Origin of the sequence: Kribbella sp. NPDC048915 (genome assembly GCF_040649595.1) — a bacterium.
In the GTDB taxonomy this organism is placed as follows: Bacteria; Actinomycetota; Actinomycetes; order Propionibacteriales; family Kribbellaceae; genus Kribbella.
The window spans coordinates 1-19319 of sequence record NZ_JBEZFT010000115.1; the positions used below are offsets into that span (position 1 = coordinate 1).

The 19319-nt window shown below is 68.7% G+C and carries 16 protein-coding genes; 8 read left to right on the plus strand and 8 right to left on the minus strand.

Going from position 1 to position 19319, the window contains the following annotated elements:
* Window positions 1–241 precede the first annotated feature (241 nt).
* Window positions 242–604, minus strand: coding sequence for a cupin domain-containing protein (locus AB0B82_RS33335; protein ID WP_360177840.1), 363 nt, complete (start codon window positions 602–604; stop codon window positions 242–244).
* 540 nt (window positions 605–1144) lie between these two features.
* On the opposite strand from AB0B82_RS33335, the gene AB0B82_RS33340 reads away from it, so the two are divergent.
* From AB0B82_RS33340 to AB0B82_RS33355, 4 genes are all read left to right on the plus strand, one after another.
* Window positions 1145–1669 carry a gamma carbonic anhydrase family protein gene (locus AB0B82_RS33340; RefSeq protein ID WP_360177843.1) on the plus strand — a complete coding sequence of 175 codons (525 nt, stop codon included), beginning with the start codon at window positions 1145–1147 and terminating at the stop codon, window positions 1667–1669.
* Window positions 1670–2165: 496 nt separating this feature from the next.
* Complete coding sequence (locus AB0B82_RS33345) at window positions 2166–2594, plus strand: hypothetical protein (protein ID WP_360177845.1); 429 nt, start codon at window positions 2166–2168, stop codon at window positions 2592–2594.
* A 21-nt stretch (window positions 2595–2615) separates the two neighbouring features.
* The gene (locus tag AB0B82_RS33350; RefSeq protein ID WP_360177848.1) at window positions 2616–3920 is read left to right on the plus strand and encodes an MFS transporter; all 1305 of its coding nucleotides are present in this window, start codon (window positions 2616–2618) and stop codon (window positions 3918–3920) included.
* Window positions 3921–3953: 33 nt separating this feature from the next.
* On the plus strand, window positions 3954–5288 hold the full coding sequence (locus AB0B82_RS33355) for a crosslink repair DNA glycosylase YcaQ family protein (protein ID WP_360177851.1): 1335 nt from the start codon (window positions 3954–3956) through the stop codon (window positions 5286–5288).
* Here AB0B82_RS33355 and AB0B82_RS33360 read toward each other — a convergent pair.
* From AB0B82_RS33360 to AB0B82_RS33380, 5 genes are all read right to left on the minus strand, one after another.
* A complete protein-coding gene (locus AB0B82_RS33360) occupies window positions 5219–6334 on the minus strand; it encodes an MFS transporter (RefSeq protein WP_360177854.1) in 1116 nt (371 codons plus the stop codon). The genes AB0B82_RS33355 and AB0B82_RS33360 overlap by 70 nt on opposite strands.
* A 126-nt stretch (window positions 6335–6460) precedes the next feature.
* Window positions 6461–7810: a GH1 family beta-glucosidase gene (locus AB0B82_RS33365; RefSeq protein ID WP_360177857.1), complete on the minus strand. Its 1350-nt coding sequence runs from the start codon at window positions 7808–7810 to the stop codon at window positions 6461–6463.
* 58 nt (window positions 7811–7868) lie between these two features.
* Window positions 7869–8486 (minus strand): YbjQ family protein, encoded by a 618-nt coding sequence (locus tag AB0B82_RS33370; RefSeq protein ID WP_360177860.1) that lies wholly within the window; start codon window positions 8484–8486, stop codon window positions 7869–7871.
* Between the two features lie 27 nt (window positions 8487–8513).
* Window positions 8514–9557, minus strand: a complete 1044-nt coding sequence (locus AB0B82_RS33375) for a discoidin domain-containing protein (RefSeq protein WP_360177882.1) — start codon at window positions 9555–9557, stop codon at window positions 8514–8516.
* Entirely contained in the window at window positions 9523–11715 is a 2193-nt protein-coding gene (locus AB0B82_RS33380) for a penicillin acylase family protein (RefSeq protein WP_360177863.1), read from the minus strand. The genes AB0B82_RS33375 and AB0B82_RS33380 overlap by 35 nt, the downstream gene beginning before the upstream one ends.
* Before the next feature lie 115 nt (window positions 11716–11830).
* Between AB0B82_RS33380 and AB0B82_RS33385 the strand changes: the two genes are divergently transcribed.
* Window positions 11831–12919: an aminotransferase class V-fold PLP-dependent enzyme gene (locus tag AB0B82_RS33385; protein ID WP_360177865.1), complete on the plus strand. Its 1089-nt coding sequence runs from the start codon at window positions 11831–11833 to the stop codon at window positions 12917–12919.
* Window positions 12920–13613: 694 nt separating this feature from the next.
* On the opposite strand, the gene AB0B82_RS33390 is transcribed toward AB0B82_RS33385, so the two are convergent.
* Window positions 13614–15827, minus strand: a complete 2214-nt coding sequence (locus AB0B82_RS33390) for a DEAD/DEAH box helicase (protein WP_360177868.1) — start codon at window positions 15825–15827, stop codon at window positions 13614–13616.
* Window positions 15828–16235: 408 nt separating this feature from the next.
* Between AB0B82_RS33390 and soxR the strand changes: the two genes are divergently transcribed.
* The gene (gene soxR, locus AB0B82_RS33395) at window positions 16236–16712 is read left to right on the plus strand and encodes a redox-sensitive transcriptional activator SoxR (RefSeq protein ID WP_360177871.1); all 477 of its coding nucleotides are present in this window, start codon (window positions 16236–16238) and stop codon (window positions 16710–16712) included.
* A 43-nt stretch (window positions 16713–16755) separates the two neighbouring features.
* Here soxR and AB0B82_RS33400 read toward each other — a convergent pair whose 3' ends face one another.
* Window positions 16756–17340 (minus strand): TetR/AcrR family transcriptional regulator, encoded by a 585-nt coding sequence (locus AB0B82_RS33400; protein WP_360177874.1) that lies wholly within the window; start codon window positions 17338–17340, stop codon window positions 16756–16758.
* A gap of 52 nt (window positions 17341–17392) precedes the next feature.
* On the opposite strand from AB0B82_RS33400, the gene AB0B82_RS33405 reads away from it, so the two are divergent.
* Window positions 17393–18373 carry an alpha/beta hydrolase gene (locus AB0B82_RS33405; RefSeq protein WP_360177877.1) on the plus strand — a complete coding sequence of 327 codons (981 nt, stop codon included), beginning with the start codon at window positions 17393–17395 and terminating at the stop codon, window positions 18371–18373.
* A gap of 188 nt (window positions 18374–18561) precedes the next feature.
* A complete protein-coding gene (gene snpA / locus AB0B82_RS33410) occupies window positions 18562–19230 on the plus strand; it encodes a snapalysin (protein ID WP_360177879.1) in 669 nt (222 codons plus the stop codon).
* Window positions 19231–19319 lie beyond the last annotated feature (89 nt).

Here is a 19319-nt window from a genome sequence, read left to right on the forward strand (position 1 = left end):
GCGCAGAACGTCGGTCATGTCCGCGAGGAGGAGCAGACCGGGCGCCACGGGCGGCACGGGCGGCACGGGCGGCACGGGCGGCACGGGCGGCACGGGCGGCACGGGCGGCATGGGCGGCACAGTAGGCACGGGCGGCACAGTAGGCACGGCGGCACAGAATGCGCGAGGTGTGCGGCGGGGTACGGCGCGGCGTCGCGAGAGGGCGGCGCCGCGCCTGATTGCGTTCACGCCGGCGGAGGTGTTACTCCAGCCAGACGGTTTCGAATGTGGGGTTTTCGTGAATGTGGACGGCTTCGTAGCCGTCCGGCCCGGTGCGGAACTTGTGCGGCGTTTCCGCCGGTACGACGATGATTTGGCCGGCGTGGCCCACAACCTCCTCGGTGTCCACGACGAACGTCGCGGAACCGCGGCGGATGATGAACGTCTCCGGGTACGGATGCTTGTGCAGCCGCGGCCCGACGCCCTCCTTCGTCGTCGACTCGAAAATCAGCGAAACCCCTGCCCCACCGGGCAGTTGTTCGTAGTTCTCGGCCCACTCCTCCCCGTCCGGACGCCCGTCGGCCCGATCCACCACCGCGGCCCCGGTGTTCCCGATCTCCGTCATACTCACCCTCCTTCGATCGTTCCCGCCACCGTACGCCCGTCCCGGGTCGCCGCCGCCCTTTTGCCCACCGCCAGATGGTTGCCTACAGCAACCACAATCCGCGCCCGACTGGCCACCTCCCGGAGGTTTGAACAGCCAGTGGGGGCCGTACCCACGAAATAACCTGTCCCACGCCCCGAATAGCTGTCCACACCCCGGCCGGTGTCACGCTCCCGGCCGGTGTCAAGCCCCCGGCCGGTGTGAGGGCCCCCGCCGGTGTGGGGCCCTCGGCCGGCGCCACGCCCTCGGCCCGGTTCCCTCCACAACCGGCCGGTTCCCACACACCCGGCCGGTCCCCTCACACCCGGCCGGTCCCCTCACGCCCGGGCCGGTCCCCTCCCCTCCCCGGCCCGGCGTCCACGCCCCACTACCTGCCCTCCACCCCCGGCCCGGCATCCACACCCCAGTACCTGTCCTCACCTCCGGCCCGGCATCCACGTTCCGCGCCTCGGCACGTCCGGAGGCGACACTCCGGATGGGAGCTCACATAGGGTGTGGCGCATGCCGATGTACTCGTTCGAAGGCAAGCGCCCGACCGTGCACCCGGACGCGTGGATCGCGCCGACCGCGACCCTCGTCGGTGATGTGGTGGTCGAGGCCGGGGTGTCGATCTGGTACGGCGCGGTGATCCGGGCCGATCTGGGCACGATCACGATCCGTGACGGCGCGAACATCCAGGACAACACGGTCATTCACGTCGGCCACAACGGCTGCGAGATCGGCCCGAACGCGACGGTCGGCCACCAATGCCTCGTCCACGACTGCACGATCGGCGAACAGGCGCTGGTCGGCAACGGCGCCATTGTCCTGGACGGAGCAGTCGTCGGCCCCCGCTCGCTCGTCGCCGCCGGCTCCACCGTCACGCCGGGCGCGGTCATCCCGCCCGAGTCGGTCGCGATGGGCAGCCCCGCGAAGAAGATCGTCCCCCTCGAAGGCACTGCCAAGCTCTTCGTCGACCACAACGCCGGCGTGTACCACGCCCTGGCCCACCGCCACGCCGCCACGGTCGAACTCGTCGAAGACTGAACACTCCCTTCCGCACGCCCGTACGCCGCCCAACCTCGACGGCCCACTCGACGACCAACGTCCGCACTCCCTTGCGCCCGCGGTTCGCCGCCTGACCCAGCGTCACTTGTCCATGCCCTCGAGGGTTTCGCGACTCAACGCAGGCCCGCGCCGACGCGGACGCCCACCACTCACTAACCCTGCGGCTGCCGGTCGCGCCAGGCGTGGATCCACTGGAAATTGGCCGCAGCGGCGAGGTTGGTGGGTGGTGGAGGTCCGCACTCGGCCGATGCATGCCGGCACCCGCACCAGGCGACGCCACGCGAGCCGTGTACGTCAGGGATAACCGCCGAACTGCAGGTTTGCCCGATCGGGCAGCGCAGAGGGCGTGCGAGAGGGTCCCGACCCCGGGCGGCCCGCGCCGTGGCACGGGAGCAGTGCGGGGCTGCGGTGAGCAGGCGGGGATCTTGTGAATGGTGACGGGAGATGTCGCATATTTGGGTTCAGCCTGGTGGGCATGACGGAGCGGGCTTGGGTGGCGGTGGTTTCGGCTGAGCACACGGAGCGGGCCGTGGCGGGTGGATTTGTGCAGTTGAACCACGGGAAGCGGTACGGCGTGGCGCGGCTGCAGCGAGGTGATGGGTTTGCGATCTACTCGCCGACCGAGCGGTACCTGGGCAAGCAGCCGCTGCGAATGTTCACCGCGTTGGGTTTCGTGGCGGACGACGCGCCGCACCAGGCGGAGCCGATGAGTATGGGTGCGCGAGGCATTGTCCGGCCGTGGCGACGGCGGATCGCGTTTCTCGACGTACGGCGGGTGTCGGTGCAGGATGTCGACCTGGAGCTGACCCGCGCGCCGAACTGGGGATACCAGCTGCGCCGCGGCCTTGTCCCGCTGGAACCGAACGATTTCGAGAAACTCCAGAGCGTGATGTCAATTTCGTGACGTCGAGTTCGACGTAGCAGTATGAACACGACATTCCGGCGGTTGCTGATCAACACACTGGTGGCGAATGTGACCACCACGTTCTTGAGCTTCGCCTTCGCGTTCTGGGTGTACCTGGTGACGCGCTCGGTGCTCGCGGCCTCGGTGGTGACCGGTGTCTCGATGCTGATCGGGTCCGTGGCGGGGACCGTTTTCGGCGCGGTCGTCGACGCGCACCGCAAGAAGACCGCGATGGCGCTGTCCTCGTCGATCACGGGCGTCGCGTTCGCGCTCGCCGGCGTACTGTACGTCGTCGCCGGCCGCGAGCTCACCAACTGGCACACCGTTTGGTTCTGGGCGTTCACGCTGCTGATCGTCGTCGGCAGCACCGCCGGCACGCTGCGCAGCATCGCGCTCTCGACCGCGGTGACGCTGTTGGTTCCGGAGGACCGCCGGGACAAGGCGAACGGCCTGGTCGGCACGGTCAACGGTGTCGCGTTCCTGATCACCAGCGTGTTGAGCGGCCTGGCGATCGGGTTCGTCGGGATGGGTGGCACGATCGCGATTGCGATGATGTTCACCGGCGCCGTCCTGATTCACCTGCTGTTCGCGATCCACATCGACGAGCCGCGGCCGGAGCACCACGAGCGCGTCCGCATCGAGGTCCGCACCGCGTGGCAGACGATGCGCGGCGTGCCTGGGTTGTTGCCACTGGTGCTGTTCAGCACGTTCAACAACCTGATCATGGGTGTCTTCATGGCCCTGATGGACCCGTACGGCCTGAACCTGTTCTCCGTTCAGTCCTGGGGCTTCGTGCTCGGTTTCACCAGCATCGGGTTCATCGCCGGCGGTGCGCTGGTCGCGCGCTTCGGCCTCGGGCGCTCGCCGTTGCGGTTGCTGCTGCTGGCGAACGTCGCGATCGCGATCGTCGGCCTGGGTACGGCGGTGCGCGAATGGCAGGCGCTGCTCGTGCTCGGGATGTTCGGGTTCATGCTGGTGATCCCGGTCGCCGAGGCCGCGGAGCAGACGATCCTGCAGCGGATGGTCCCGTTCGAGAAGCAGGGCCGGGTCTTCGGGTTCGCGCAGAGCATCGAGACCGCATCGACGCCGATCGCCGCGTTCGCGATCGGCCCGGCGGCACAGTTCCTGCTGATCCCGTACATGAACTCGAGCGCCGGGCGTACCACCTTCGGCTGGCTGCTCGGCGACGGCCAGGCGCGCGGCATCGCCCTCGCCTTCGTGGTCGGCAGTCTGCTGATGCTGATCGTCGTCCTGAGTGCGTTCCTGAGCGCGGCCTACCGCCGCCTGAACCTCAGCTACGCCGCAGCCGAGCCCCTGCCCGCATAAGGCGGTGACCTCGCCGGTCTGTAGGTTCGGTTCATGGTGGCCGTTGGAGACGACGTCTCGGTGGCGACTGCGCGGCAGGTCGCGTTGGCCGCGCAGGGGTTCGGTACGGCGCGGCCGCGGCGGGCGGATGCTCGGGCGATCCGCAAGGCGATCGGGTGGGCCGGCGTACTGCAACTCGACTCGGTGAACGTGGTGTGCCGCTCGCACTACCTGCCGGCGTTCGCACGGGTGGGCAACTACCCGCGCGCGACCCTCGACCGGATGAGCTGGAGCGAGGACCGCGAACTGTTCGAATACTTCTGGGGCCACAAGGCCGCGCTGCTCCCGCTGAACGTCTTCCCGCTGATGCGATGGCGGATGCGCGCGGTCGAGCGCCAGGTGTGGGATCAGGAGCTCAGCCCGGACCTCGCCGTCCCGTGGTCCGTGGTCGTGGGAATGCGCCGACTGTCCGCGGAGCAGCCCGGGTACGTCGACGACGTACTGCGGATGGTGACCGAGCACGGGCCGTTGACCGCGGGCGAGGCGAGCCCGGACGGTGTACGGCGCAAGCGCACCGACCCGGACCCCGATCCGGGCACCGGGAAGATGTGGAACTGGCAGGACGCGAAGATCGCGATCGAGTACCTGTTTTGCACGGGGCGGGTGTCGATCGCCGGCCGGCGGCACTTCGAGCGGGTTTACGACCTGACCGAGCGTGTCCTGCCGGCCGAGGTCCTTGACAGGCCGGCGCCGGCTGCCGATGAGGCCCGGCGTGAGCTGGTCCGGATCGCCGCCCGCGGGCTAGGGATCGCGACGCTGAAGGAACTGTGCGGCGGCAGCGGTCAGGCGCACTTTCCATTGCCTGCAGCAACGGGACGTGAGGTGATCCGCGAGCTGGTCGATGCCGGCGAGCTGGTGCCGGTACGGGTCGAAGGGGTGAAGCAGCAGGCGTACAGCTGGCACGAGGCCGAGGACCGCCCGATCCGCGGGCAGGGGTTGCTCTCCCCGTTCGACCCACTGATCTGGAACCGGGACCGCACGCACCACTTGTTCGACTTCTTCTACCGGATCAGCATTTACACACCCGCGCCGCAGCGCGTCCACGGCTACTACGTACTGCCGTTCCTGCTGGACGACCAGCTGGTGGCGCGGGTCGACCTCAAGGCCGATCGGCAGTCCTCAACGTTGGTCGTACCAACCCTCACCGCGGAGCCGAACGCACCCGAGTTCGTCGAGCAGCTCGCCGCCGAGCTGCATCTGATGGCGGACTGGCTCGGCCTCGACCACATCGCCGTACCTGCCGCTGGTCGGCTCGCCGCTCAGTTGACCGATCGGATGCGGGTGACGAGTACGCCGGCCAGAAGGGTCACGGCGGAGGCCAGGAAGTAGAGCACCGGATAGCCTCCCAGATGCTTGACGACCGGTGCCGCGACGGCCGGCGCCAGCACCTGCGGCAGTGAGTTCGCGATGTTGATGACGCCGAGATCCTTGCCCCGGTCGCGCGCGCTCGGCAGCACCTGGGTGAGCAGGGCGAAGTCGACCGCCAGGTACACGCCGAAGCCCGCACCGAGGATGATCGCGCCGAGGATCGCACCCGGCCAGGTCGGCCACAGTGCGAGGACGACGCCGGCCGCCGCCATCACCCAGCCGGACGCGGTCACGAACACCTTGCGCCGCGCCAAGCGGTCCGACCAGCGCCCGAAGCTGATCGCGGTCACCAGCACACACCCGCTGTAGATCGCGGTCAGGTTCAGGACACCGGTGTCGGGGTCGGCGATCCTGACCTGGTCCTGCAGGTAGTAGAACAGGTACAGCGTTCCGAGCGCGTTGCCCACGTTGAAGAGGAATCGCGTCAGCCACGCCCAGCCGAAATCCGGGTACCGCCGCGGGCTGATCCAGAAACCCTTAAGGAAATCGCCCAGCACAAAGGCGGGTCGCTCGACCAACCGCACATCCCCACTGCGCATCAGGTACGGCACAACCGACAACACCAGGAAGACGGCGCACGCGACGTACCCGAGGGTGAAGCTGTCGAAGGCCGCTGCGAGCGCTGTGCCGACCAGAGCCCCGAGTACTTGTGAGATCGCGACCCAGCCGCCGACGGATCCGCGCTGCACCACCGGAACCCGATCGGGTACGGCGGCCGTCACCGCGGCCAGGAGTGCGTTTCCGAAGAGCTGCATCAGGCACCAGCCGAGCAGCATCAACGCGACCGCGTGCGCACCCGAGAGGATCCCGAGACCGATGGCACCGCCAACGGCCCCGGCGACCACCCACGGAACTCGGCGACCGTGCCGGGACGTGGTCCGGTCGGACAATGCACCGAACGCCGGATTCGCCAGCACCGACACCGCCGCGCCGACCCCGGTGACCAGCCCGAAAACGTATTCCTTGTTCCCCGGCGCGACCACCTCGGACTGTTTCGCGAGCAGCACCTGGATCGGTCCGAGCCAGGCGGCGAAGAACGCCGACGTTCGCCAGCACGACGGCCGCGGTCCATCGCCCGCGGACCCGGACGGTGGGCTCCGCCAGGGCCGCCGGAACGATGCCCGGATCGGGGATCATTTCCGGCTCTGCGCGATCAGGTCCCGGAACCAGTGGTACGACGCTTTCGGTGTCCGCACCAGCGTCTCGAAATCGACATGCACCAGGCCGAACCGCTGCGAGTACCCGGCCGCCCATTCGAAGTTGTCGAGCAGCGACCACTGGAAGTACCCGCGGACGTCGATGCCGTCGTCCATCGCGGCCTTGAGCGACCGCAGGTAGCCGTCCAGGTAGTCGATCCGCCGCTGGTCCGGCACCACCCCGTCGACCGGTCCGTCGTCGTACGAGCAGCCGTTCTCGGTGATGTAGATCGGCGGCAACCGGTCGCCGTACCGCTGCTTGAACGTCCGCAGGATCTCGCCGAACGCGTCCGGGACCACTGGCCAGCCGAAGTCCGTCGTCGGGTAGCCGGTGAGCTGCCGCGGCTCGAAGGGCAGCCCCGGCGGCAGTTGGACGCCGTCCGTGGCCGCGGTGTCGGCCTGACCGGTCGCGACGCCGACGGAGACCGGTGAATAGTGGTTGATGCCGAAGAAGTCGGGCGGTGTCGCGATCACCGCGAGGTCGTCGGCGACCGGACCCGGCATCGCGTCGCCCATGCCGTCCGGGTACTGACCGAGCAGGATCGGGTCGGCGAACATCCAGTTGATCAGGTTGTCGTACAGCGCCGCCGCCTCCCGGTCCTCGGCGCTGTCGCTCGCGGGCCAGGTCGGCGCGTGGTTCGACGCGATGCCGATCGTCCGCGCGCCGGCCGCGCGCAGCGCCTGCACGGCTCGGCCGTGGGCGAGCAACTGATGATGCGCGACCGGAAGCGCGTCGAACAGCAACTGCTTACCGGGCGCGTGTGCGCCGAGCGAGTAGCCCATCAGCGTCAGCACCATCGGCTCGTTGATCGTGATCCACATCGGCACCCGGTCGGCGAACCGTGCGCCCAGGATGCCGGCGTACTCTGCGAACCGGTCGGTGATGTCGCGGGACAGCCAGCCGCCCGCATCCTCGAGCGGTTGCGGGGTGTCCCAGTGGTACAGCGTCGGCGCCGGCTGGATCCCGGCACCGAGCAAGGTGTCGATCAGCCGGTCGTAGAAGTCCAGGCCGGCCGCGTTGCCCGGTCCGCTGCCCGATGGCTGGATCCGCGGCCAGGCGAACGAGAACCGATAGGTGTCCACGCCGAGTTCGCGCAGCAACGCGACGTCCTCGGCGTACCGGTGGTAGTGATCGCACGCGATCTCCCCGGTGTCGCCGCCGAGGATCCGGCCGGGCTCCGCGCAGAACGTGTCCCAGGTCGAGGGGCCGCGGCCGTCCTCGGTCACGGCACCCTCGATCTGGTACGCCGACGTCGAAACTCCCCACCGGAAATCCGCAGGGAACACCAAGTTTCCTGCGGCGTTTCCTGAAGCGTTTCCTGCGGTCGGTACCGGAGGTGTGGGATCAGCTGTCATGCGCATCGTCCTCGTCGGCGGTCTTGTCCTGGGCGCGCGGCGGCTCGGCCTTGCGGACGACGACGGCCGTCCCGTACGCCGCCACCTCGCTCATCGTGTTCGCGATCTCGTTGCAGTCGAACCGCATCGCGAGGATCGCGTTCGCGCCCATCTGCTGGGCCATCTGGCACATCCGCATCACGGCGACGTGCCGCGACTCGGCCAGCATCTGGGTGTACTCCGGCACCTCGCCGCCACCGAGGGACCGGAAGCTCGCGGTGAAGTTCGAGCCGAAGTCCCGGCTCCGCACGGTCAGTCCGAACACCTCGCCGAACACCTGCTCCACGCCGAACCCGGGCAGGTCGTTCATCGTCGAGACCAACACCGGGTACGGCGAACCCTGCGGCGCGACGTGCGGCACCTGCTGCCGACCTGGCTGCTGCTGAATGGATTGGCCCGGAAAGCCACCCTGCTGTCCGTATCCCTGCTGGTACCCCTGCGACGGCGGCCCCTGATAGCCCGGCTGAGATCCCTGCTGGGCCGGCGGACCCTGGTATCCGGGTGGCGGGCCCTGGTAGCCCGGCTGTTGCGGCGGATACGGCTGGTTCGGGGGATAGTTCTGGTTCATGCGCCAATCCTGACAGGCGCCGGGGCGTCACCATCTGAAGACTTGCAGTTCGTAGAGCGAATACCCGTACGACGTCGCGCGCCGCGTCCCGGTCACCCGGACGTACCGCGCCGGTACGGCGGCGAACCGCACCACGTCCTGCCCGCCGTCGCCGGCCGAGGTCGCGGACACCTGCTGCCAGGTCGAACCGTCTCGCGACACCTCGACGGTGTACGCCTTTGCGTACGCCTTCTCCCAGTGCAGCACGACCCGACCGACCGGCTGCTCGTTGCCGAGATCAACCTTCAGCCACTGCGGATCCGACCAGTCACTGGCCCACCGGGTACCGAGGTTGCCGTCGACGGCTTGCGCCGGCGGCGAGTTGTACCAGCCCTTCTCGTAGCTGCTCGCCGTCGCGGTCTTGCCGGTCGCGAGGTTGCTGACGTCGTCGCCGCGCTTGGCCGCGAACTCGATCACCTGCTGGTACGTGGGCCGATTCACCCACGCGATCCGGTCCTGCGTGATGCCGCCCATCGGGTTGTGGACGATCTGATCGGCGCACACCTGGTCCCCCGCCGCACAGTCCGCGGTCGCCGGGTACGTCGTCGACACCGGCACCTTGGTCGCGGCGGCCAGCGTTTCGGTGAGCGTCGTACGGCACGCGGCCAGCGATCCGCCACCGCAGAACGTGACCGGCTGCGCGGCCTGGACGGGGTCGCCGAGCACCTTCCGCAGATCGCGCTGGACGAAGCCCCACCACCCGCTCTGGAACGCAGATCCCTGCGGCCCCGGCGGTTCGTCGATCTTCAGGTTGGCGACGAGTGCGCCGTACAACTCCGGGCCGAGGTCCTTGAACTGTGCCGGGACCAGCAGCGGCCACCACGCGTCGAGGATGCGGATCGCGTCGGCGTGGGTGTACGCGGCCGAGGACGCGCCGGCTGTCTTGCGATGCGCGCCGTCCTGCTGCCACGCGGTCAGTCTCGTGACCGCCTCGGCGACGGCCGGGTCAGTGATCGGCGCCGACTTCAGCACGCGCAGGAGATACGGCAGCACCTGATCACCGCGGAGGTCGACCGTGGCCGCGTCCTCCATCGCCTCGACGAGCTTGCCGCGGGTGAACTTCTGGCCGCTGTCGATGACCGCCTCGATCCGGTCGTCGAGCGGCTGGCTCCGGTAGACCGCGTTGTAGCCCCATTGGCCGTCCGACGCCGAGTACTCCGGCGCCTGCTTGTTGTTCCAGCTGGTCAAGTAGTCCTGGTTCACGACCTGCGGGTGCTGCTCGGGCGGGGTGTACGAGGCGCGGTTGGTGACCGGGTCCCAGTCCTTCCACTCGTAACTGCTCCAGGACGGCAGGTTCGGGTCGGCGCCGTTCGCGCGAACCGGGTTGTCGCCGGAGTTGAAGTACGCGATCGAGTTCTTTTCGGTGTAGAACCAGTTGAACGTGTACCCGATGTTCGCCGCGGCCTGCTGGAAGTCGGCGGCCGACTTGATCTTGTCCCGGGTCATTGAACTGCATGAAGCCGAGCGCCGAACCTGCCTCGTTGCCGTACGTCGACCGGTTCTTGGTGAACAGCACCGGCTTGCCGCCGACCGTGCCGCGGTGTGTGACGATGCCGTACTTGGTGCGCAGGGCAACCAAAGTGTACGAACCGGCGGGCTCCGACGATCCGAGGCTCGAGTACCACTCGTTGTGCCGCTCGAGCCGCTCGATCGGTACGCACCGACCGCGGAAAACGTAGTACTGCGAGGCCTTGGTCGGCGTTCCACCCGCCGGCTCGCACAGCGGCACGGCGAACGTGTCGGTGATGTCCTGCCCCGCGGACGTGGCGCTCCACGAGTAGTCCGGACCGCGCCCGATCAACGTGTAGAAGTTCAGCCCGGCGAAGGCGATCCCACGCGAGCTGACGCCGGGGCCCTGCAGTTCCTGGCGGAGCAGCAACTGCGGGGCGAAGTAGCCGGTCTGCGGACCGTAGACCGCGATCGGCCGGCCGCTCTGGGTGTGCGCGCCGGAAACCAGCAGTGCGTTCGACATCGCCTTCTTTCCGAAACTTTCCGGAAAGAGTCCGTCATCGAAGATTCCGCGCAGGCTCTCCGCACGCTTCGGCACCGGTACCGACTTCCCCACCTTCTTGGCCGTCTTGTTCACCGTCTGGTCGATGACCTCAGGCTCCGGGGTGACCGAGCCACGGTCCGGCAGCGCGCGCCCGGCCGGGTTCGGCCCGGTCGTCCCATACGGGAAGGTCGCACCGTTGTGCACGGTCGTGTTGGCTTCCGGATCGTTCTGCGAGCGGAACGACTCCCACACCTTGGTGCCCTGCGCAACGCCGTACTTCGCTTGTGCTTCGAGCAATGCGAGCGTGGACGCGACCTCGGACCCACCGCCGGTCCCGAAGATGCCCGCAACCACGGCCGCGGTGGCGACCACGTCGGTCACCTTCCAGTGCGGCGTCGGCCACTGCAGGCCGAGCGCGACGTACTCACCGGGGTACCCGATGCCGACCGCGTCGATGTAGTGGTTGACGCCGGCCACCCAGGCCTGGATGTCCTGCTGCATCTTCACACCGTCGGCGCCGTACAGCTCGTCCGCGTCGTCGAACTGCCGCTGCAGATCGGCCTCGGTGTACGGCGCCGTACGCCAGAACTCCTGCTCGAACTGACGATTCGCCGGCGCACCGCCCGCGAACGGCGTCAACTGTCCACGTCCGAGATGCCGGAACACGTCCATCACGAACAGCCGGTCCTGCGCGCCGGCATACCCGGCACCGAACATCGTGCCAGCGCGCGTGGTACCCGTGATGTGCGGGATCCCGCGCGACTTGTCGCGGACGATCGCGACGTCGCTGCGCGGCCGGACGGTGCTTGCCACGTCCCCCGGTTTCACCCCGAACGACGCGTCGTCGAAGTACGACGTCAGACCCGCGTCGCTGATGCCCTGCGAGTTCCAGACGAGGTCCTGGTACGGCTTCACGGTGTCGCTGAAGTGCGCCGGCCGGACCCCCAACGCCTTGAAAGCAAGGAGATCCGTGAAGGTGGCGTGACCGTTCTGACCGGGTGGCAGGATGTCGAGACATTGCTCGAGGCAATAGTCGGTGGGGCTCTCGGCAACTGCTTGTGAGGCCGCCGGGGAGGCAGCGGCGGCCGAGGCTTCGGGTGCGGCCCGGGTCAGTGCGGGCAGGGCCGCGAGCACGGCCGTGACAGCGACGGCGGCGACGGTCGGACGAAGGCGGGCGCGGAGTGCGGGGCGGGGCACGGTTCCCTCCTCAGGTTCGGTAAAAGTGAGAATGACTCACCAGTAGTATCGGGTCAAGAACTCACGGCCAGACTCTCGCCAATTGCTGTCCGTGACCACTACGCTCGGCAACACCATGAGCATTCACGATCGCTATCGCTTGAGTGTGGTGATCAACGCCAAGGGGACGTACACCCCGCTGGGGGTGTCGCGGAGTTCCGACGGGGTGGCGGCGGCCGTCGCACAGGCGTTGCCCGAGTTCTTCGACATGGTCGAGCTCGGTGACCGGGCCAGCGAGGCCATTGCGCAGGTCACCGGCGCCCAGGCCGGTGCCGTCGTACACTGCACCGCGGCCGGGATCACGCTCGCGGTCGCGGCCACGATGACCGGCGGCGACCCACGCCGTACGGCGGCGCTGCCGGACACGACCGACATGCACAACCGCGTCGTCCTGCCGGCCTGCCACGTGGTCGACTACGGACACTCCAACCTGCAGGGCATCCGCCTGGCCGGCGCGCAGGTCGACCTGGCCGGCGCGGAGGACCACTGCACGATCGCCGATCTGGAGGCCGAGCTCGACGGGCCTGACGTCGCCTGTCTGATGCTCGTGTCGTCGCGGCTGACCCGCGGTGAGCCGATCGACCTGGTCGCCGCGGTGCGCGCCGCACACCGGCGCGGCGTCCCGGCGATCATCGACGGTGCCGCACAGTTCCCGCGGATCGCGGACCTGCTCGCGACCGGCGCGGACCTGGTGCTGGTGAGCGGGCAGAAGTACCTCGGCTCACCGACCGCCGGGTTGGTCGCCGGCAGCTGGGGACTCGTGCAAGCGCTCCGCGCCCAGGAGCACGGCATCGGGCGGGTGATGAAGCCGACGAAGGAAGCGATCGTCGGCGTCCTCGCGGCGCTCGAGGAGTGGCAGGCGTTCGACCGGATGAAGTGGGAGGCCGACGAACTCGCGAAGGTGGACGCCTTCGTCGAGAACGCCGAGCGCATCCCCGGCCTCACCGCCGAGGTGGTCCGGGACCCGACCGGCCTGCAGGTGTCACGCGTACTGCTGCGGGTCCCCGACGCCAAACGCGTCGCCACCGAACTCGAAGCCGGCACGCCACCGATCTACGTGATGACCGACCGGGTCGCCGACGACGAACTGATGCTCGAACTCATCCCGCTGACAGCTGACGAGATCACCACCATCCTCGCCCGCCTCTGGGCCGTCCTCACCTGAGGCACCAAGCGGAGCGCGTACCTAAGGTGAGCGGCCGAGCGTGCCGTGGAGCGGCGTACACCCATTCGCCGTCTGGCCCGTGCTCCGTCTGGCCCGTTCTCCGCCCAGCCCGTTCGCCGTCCGGCCCGGCGCTGCCAGATCCGGTGTTGTCCAGATCCGGCGCTGTCCAGAAACACGTGGTCTCCAGGTCCGGCGCTGTCCAGGAACACGAACGGCGGGCGATCTGCGGCGGTGACCCGCGAAAATCCTCCTAGGAGAGTTTTCCGGATGACAGAGGAGGATTTTGCGTCGTCATACGCCAAAAAGGCTCCACGAATCAACGGCTGCGACAACCCCGATCACCTCGCTCACCCCTCATCGCCCCTGGCCGGGCAAGCGCCAGCGCGTCGAGGGTCGCGGTTCGCGGATAGGGGTTCGCGGATAGGGGTTCGCGATTCGAGGTTCGCGGGTGACGGGTCGAGGCTCACGGGTCGACTCGCGGGTCGCGCGTCGCGGGTCGCGGGTCGCGCGTCACACCGCCGGATATCCCTTCGTGTTGGGGGTTCTCTGTTCCTGTACCAGCAGAGAGCCCCCAACACGAAGGGTTAACCCATCGTGGCCGGCCCAGTGGGCTGCAGGACTCTGCGACAACAGGAAACGGTGGGCCGGGACAAGCTACTGCCTGTCCCGGCCCACCGTTCCGGCTGTGCTCAGCTCAGTGCTGGTAGGACTTTCCGTCGGTACGGCGCGGTCCGTTGCCGCCGCGTCGCGGTCCGCTGAAGCCGCGGTTGTTGCCGCCGCGGCCTTCGAAGCCGCGTCCCGGACGGGTGCTGCCGAAGCGGCGACCGCCCTTGTTGCCGCGCGGCTTCGGCGCGGGCAGCTTGACCGGGTACCCGGACGGCTTGTTGCCGCCGGTCAGCCCGGTCACCAGCTCGTCACCCGGACGCGCCCGGACCGGCTCGGCCTCGACGCCGGCCGACTCGGCGAGCCGGATCATGCCGCGCCGCTGGTGCGGCAGCACGAGCGTGACCACCGCACCCTTGCCGCCCGCACGCGCGGTCCGGCCGGCCCGGTGCAGGTAGTCCTTGTGGTCGGCCGCCGGGTCCGCCTGGACGACCAGGCCGACGTCGTCGACGTGGATCCCGCGGGCCGCGACATCCGTTGCCACGAGCACCGGAACCGAGCCGTCCTTGAACTGCTCGAGCGTCCGGTTCCGCGCGCCTTGGGTCAGGCCGCCGTGCAGTGCCGCGGCCATCACGCCGCGGTCCCGCAGCTGGGTGGCGACGCGATCGGCGCCCAGCTTGGTGCGGACGAACACGATGGTCCGGCCGTCCCGGCTGGCCAGCTCCGCGGTCAGCGACTGCTTGTGCGCCGGCTCGATCACCAGCAGGTGGTGCTCCATCGTGGTGACGGTCGCCTGACCGGACTCGGTGGAGTGCTGCACCGGGTCCTTCAGGTAGGTCTTCACGATCGTGTCGACGTCGTTGTCCAGGGTCGCGGAGAACAGCAGCCGCTGGCCCTCGGCCGGCGTCATGTCGAGCAGCGTCGTGACGGCCGGCATGAAGCCCATGTCGCACATGTGGTCGGCCTCGTCGAGGACCGAGATCTCCACCGCGCCGAGGTCGGCCGCGCCCTGCTCGCACAGGTCGATCAGCCGGCCGGGGGTGGCGATCAGGAGGTCCACGCCGCGGCGCAGCGCGTCGATCTGCTTCGGGTACGGCAGTCCGCCGGCGATCAGCTTGAGCGACACGTTCATCACGTGCGCGAGCGGTTCGAGGGCGTCGTGCACCTGCATCGCGAGCTCACGCGTCGGAACCAGGATCATGCCGCGCGGACGGCGCGACTCGCTCCGGCCGCCGGCCAGCCGCATCAGCGTCGGCAGGCCGAACCCGAGGGTCTTGCCGGAGCCGGTCTGACCGCGGCCGAGCACGTCCTTGCCGGCCAGCGCGTCCGGAATGGTCGCGGTCTGGATCGGGAACGGCGTGGTGATCCCGTCCCGGGCCAGCCGCTGCACGAGCCGCGGCGCGATCCCGAGCGCGGCGAACTGGTTGTCATCGGCAACAGTACCGAGGTCCGCCGGCTGTTCCACCGGAGCGCTCCGCCGATCATCGCGCCGGTCGTCACGGTCGAACCGGGGCCGGTCGTTCCGCTCGGACCGCTGGTACTGCGGCCGGTCGTCGCGGCTGAACCGCGGCCGGTCGCCACCCTGCGAACGCTCGTCCCGCCGGTACTGCGGCCGCTCGTCGCGGTCGTACTGCGGCCGCTCATCGCGGTTGAAACGCGGACGCTCGTCCCGATTGAACTGCGCACGCTCGTCACGGCTGTACTTCGAACGGTCGTCGCGGTTGTACTGCGGGCGCTCGTCACGGCTGTACTTCGAACGGTCGTCACGGTTGAACTGCGGCCGCTCATCGCGGTTGAAACGCGGACGCTCGTCCCGATTGAACTGCGGACGCTCGTCGCGGCTGTACTTCGAACGGTCGTCACGGCCGTACCGCGGACGGTCATCCCGGCCGTACTGCGACCGGTCGTCACGGTTGAACTGCGGCCGATCGTCCCGATTGAAGCGCGGACGCTCGTCGCGGTTGTACGGACGCTCGTCGCGGTTGCCGCGGTACGAGGAACGGTCGTCGCGGTTGGCAGGACGCTCACCGCGGTACGACGAACGCCCGTCGCGGCGGTCGTCACGGCGGTCGTCACGGGCGCGGTCGGTACGCGGGTGCTCGGAGCGGTACCCCTTCACCGGGGCATCGGCAGCCGGCGCCGAGGTTTGCTCGGACGCGGTGTCCGGCGCGGTGTTCGGCGCGGCGTCGTGCGAGGAGCTCGCGGCGAGGCGTTCGCCGTACGACTGGTTCTGGTGCTTCTTGTGTCGGGGCTTCTTGATCCGCCCGTCGGCGGAGTCAGGGTCGTGCTGGTGGTGCTGGGTCACGCAAACTCTCTCTCGGATTCACGGACGATGAGCGCCGGATCGCAGCCGCACGTGAGCGCCGGTCACGAAATCGTGACCGGACGACGTACTCAGCAGGAGACGGGCATCGACCTGCGGGTGCTATCGCGTTGCACCCATGTCGCCGGGACCTTCAGCCGGATGCTGAAACCGACGGGTCGGAGCGCCTGGGAAAATCTCTGGTGACGCGACGCGCGCACCGACACCAGAAAAGTATAACCGACGTGACCCGGTGCCCTGACCACAAAGGACCACCCGCAGCACTGGTCTGACCGAAGCTCACGGCAACCATCTCCCGATGACGTCCCGGTACGGCGTGGCCGCGCGCCGACGCAGCGCGACGAGTTCAAGCTCACTTGAATCGTTGGCGCGGCGTCCTAGGGTGGCGGTATGGGTGAGGAGAACGTCCCCAGCAAGGAGCACTGGCTCTCGATCGGGGAAATCGCACACCGGTCGGGAGTAGCGGCCTCCGCGCTGCGGTTCTACGAGGATCAGGGACTGATCGCGTCCCGGCGGACGGCCGGCAACCAGCGGCAGTACCAGCGCAGTACGTTGCGGCGGATCGCGTTCGTGCAGGCGGCGCAGCGGGTCGGTCTCGCGCTCGCCGAGATCAAGCAGGCCCTGGACTCACTGCCAGAGGACCGGACGCCGACGCGCGCCGACTGGAGCAAACTCTCGAAGACGTGGCGCAGCCGCCTCGACGAGCGGATCGCCGAGCTCGAGCGCCTCCGTGACGATCTCGACAGCTGCATCGGCTGCGGATGCCTCAGCCTGCAGCGCTGCAACCTCTACAACAAGGAGGACCGCCTCTCCACCCGCGGCCCCGGCGCCCGCCTCCTCAACGTCGGCATCCCCGGCGAGAGCTGACCGACCGGCGTGAGCTGAACACCGGCGAGAGCTGAATCAAGAGCTAACTCAGCAGCCCCTGCTCCACCAACTGCACCAGCAGTTCGGCGGCGGAGCGGGAGTCGTATTGCGGGTCACCGAGCGACTCCGCGACGATCGCGTCGATCCCGCCACCGATCAGCAACGCCGCGGACCGCAGATCGATGTCCGACGACAGCCCCCGCGCCTGACGCGCCGCAGCGAGCAGCTCGGCAACAGCCGACCAGCGCGCCTTCGAATCGGTCAGCGGTGCGACGGAAGTCATCGCCTCGATCAGCATCCGCACATGCCGCGGGCGCTCGCGGAGGTGCGCCACCATCGACCGGATGTACGCCGCCGGACTGTCCGCCGGACCCGCCGCCTCAACGGCCGCGCCGACCGACTCGACCAGCGTCGACAGGACGTGCTGATGCGCCGCCTCGACCAGCGCCTGCTTCGACGGGAAGTGATACAGCACACCCGCCTTGGTGATCCCGGCGCTCTCCGCGATCCGCCCGAGCGAGGTCGCGGCGTACCCGTGCTCGGCGACGAGCTCGATGGTGACGTCGATCAGCTGCGCGCGGCGGGCCTCCTCGGTGAAGGTCAGGTTCCGGCCGCGTGCTGAAGGCATGATCCGAACTTACCGTATGGTGGAATCACCTACCGAGCGGTTAGGAGAGATCATGCCCAAGCATCCACGCCGTCGACGCCGGCTGCTGATCGCACTCGGGATCGTCGGCGCGCTGATCGTCGCCACGGCGTACGCACTGCGCACGCCGTCACCGGTCGGTCACTGGAACAGTGCGGCCGGCTACGAGGACTACCGCGCGAAGTACGACGCGGCGCTCCGCGATCTCCCGACCCCGGCGGAGGTGCACGACCTCCGAATCGAGTACGGCGTCGTCCGGGTGTACCGGTGGGAGGGCGTGAAAGGGAATCACCACCCACTCGTCCTGCTTCCCGGCACCTCGTCCGGTACGCCGGTGTGGGCCGACAACCTCAAGTCGCTGCTCGCGATCACCGACGTCTACGCGATCGACCTGCTCGGCGAACCCGGAATGAGCATCCAGAACAAGCCGATCACCTCCGACGCCGACAAGGCCGCGTGGCTCGACCAGACGTTGGCCGCACTCCCCGAGCAGCGGTTCAACCTGCTCGGTCTGTCGATCGGCGGCTGGACCGCGACGAATCTCGCCGTACGGCACCCGGAGCGGATCGCGACGCTCACTACTCTGGATCCGGTCAACGTGTACGACGGAATTCCGGCCGAAACCGTCCTGCGGTCACTGCCGGCCGCAGTGAAATGGCTTCCGCGCTCGTGGCGGGACAGTTTCAACTCCTACACGGCCGGCGGCGCACCGGTGGAGGATGTCGCGGTGGCGGACATGATCGAGGCCGGCATGAAGAACTACACGCTCCGCCAGCCGCAGCCGAAACGCATCACCGAGGACCAGCTCGGGAGCCTGCCGATGCCGGTCCTGGCGGTGATCGCCGGCCGCTCGGTGATGCACGACTCGGCGAAGGCGCGGGCCACGGCGGACCGTGCGCTGCGGACGAAGACCGTCGCCTACTACCCGGAGGCGTCGCACGCGATCAACGGCGAGTACCCCGACCGGATCGCCGCCGACGTCCGCGCCTTCCTGCAACAGCACGACCAACGGTGAGTCGGCGCTCGCCCCGGGCCGATAACTCCACGGTTATGCCCGGCATAGAACGGTCGGGGCCGTTCGCGGGTTAACCCGAGGGTTTGGCCCGGACCGATGCGAAATCCGGGGAGTCTTGGCAGCATCCGTTGGTAGCGATCGGTGATCCGCCCGTCGCTTTCCGCCACCGATTCGGAGTGAGGCCCTCCATGTCGCATCGCCGTATCCTGACCAGCCTCGCGGGGCTCGCCGCCTCCGCGCTGGCCGTGACCGCCCTGGCAGCGTCCCCCTCGACTGCCGCACCGGCCCCGGACCCGACCGTCTCGACAACGTCCACCGCCTCGACCACAGCCACCCGCGCCGCATACACCGGCTCGCCGCAGGACGAAGCCGCGACCAAGAAGTTCTACGAAGCCGTGATGAAGTCCGCGCGGGCCAAGCAGGCCCAGCAGGCGAAGGCCGGCCGCAAGGTGACCGCGGTGACCGTCACCTACGCGGTCGACGCGCCGTCGTTCGCGTCCCAGATCTCGTCCAGCACGTCGATCTGGAACTCGTCGGTGAACAACGTGAAGCTCGTCGAGGGCAGCAACTACGACTTCTACTACACCGAAGGCAACGACCCGCGCGGTTCGTACGCGTCCACCGACGGGCACGGCCGAGGGTACATCTTCCTCGACTACGCCCAGGCGCAGCAGTACGACCCGACCCGGATCACCGCCCACGAGACCGGGCACGTCCTCGGCCTGCCCGACCACTACACCGGCCCGTGCTCCGAACTGATGTCCGGCGGCGGCCCCGGCCCGTCGTGCACCAACGCCTACCCGAACTCGACCGAGCGCTCCCGGGTCGACCAGCTCTGGGTCAACGGCAAGCACTAGATGATTGATGCACGGGGATTGGTGTCCGGCGTGGATGCGTGACGGCACGGGCGAGGGTGTCCAGAATCGGCGCTGCTTACCCAAGTCTC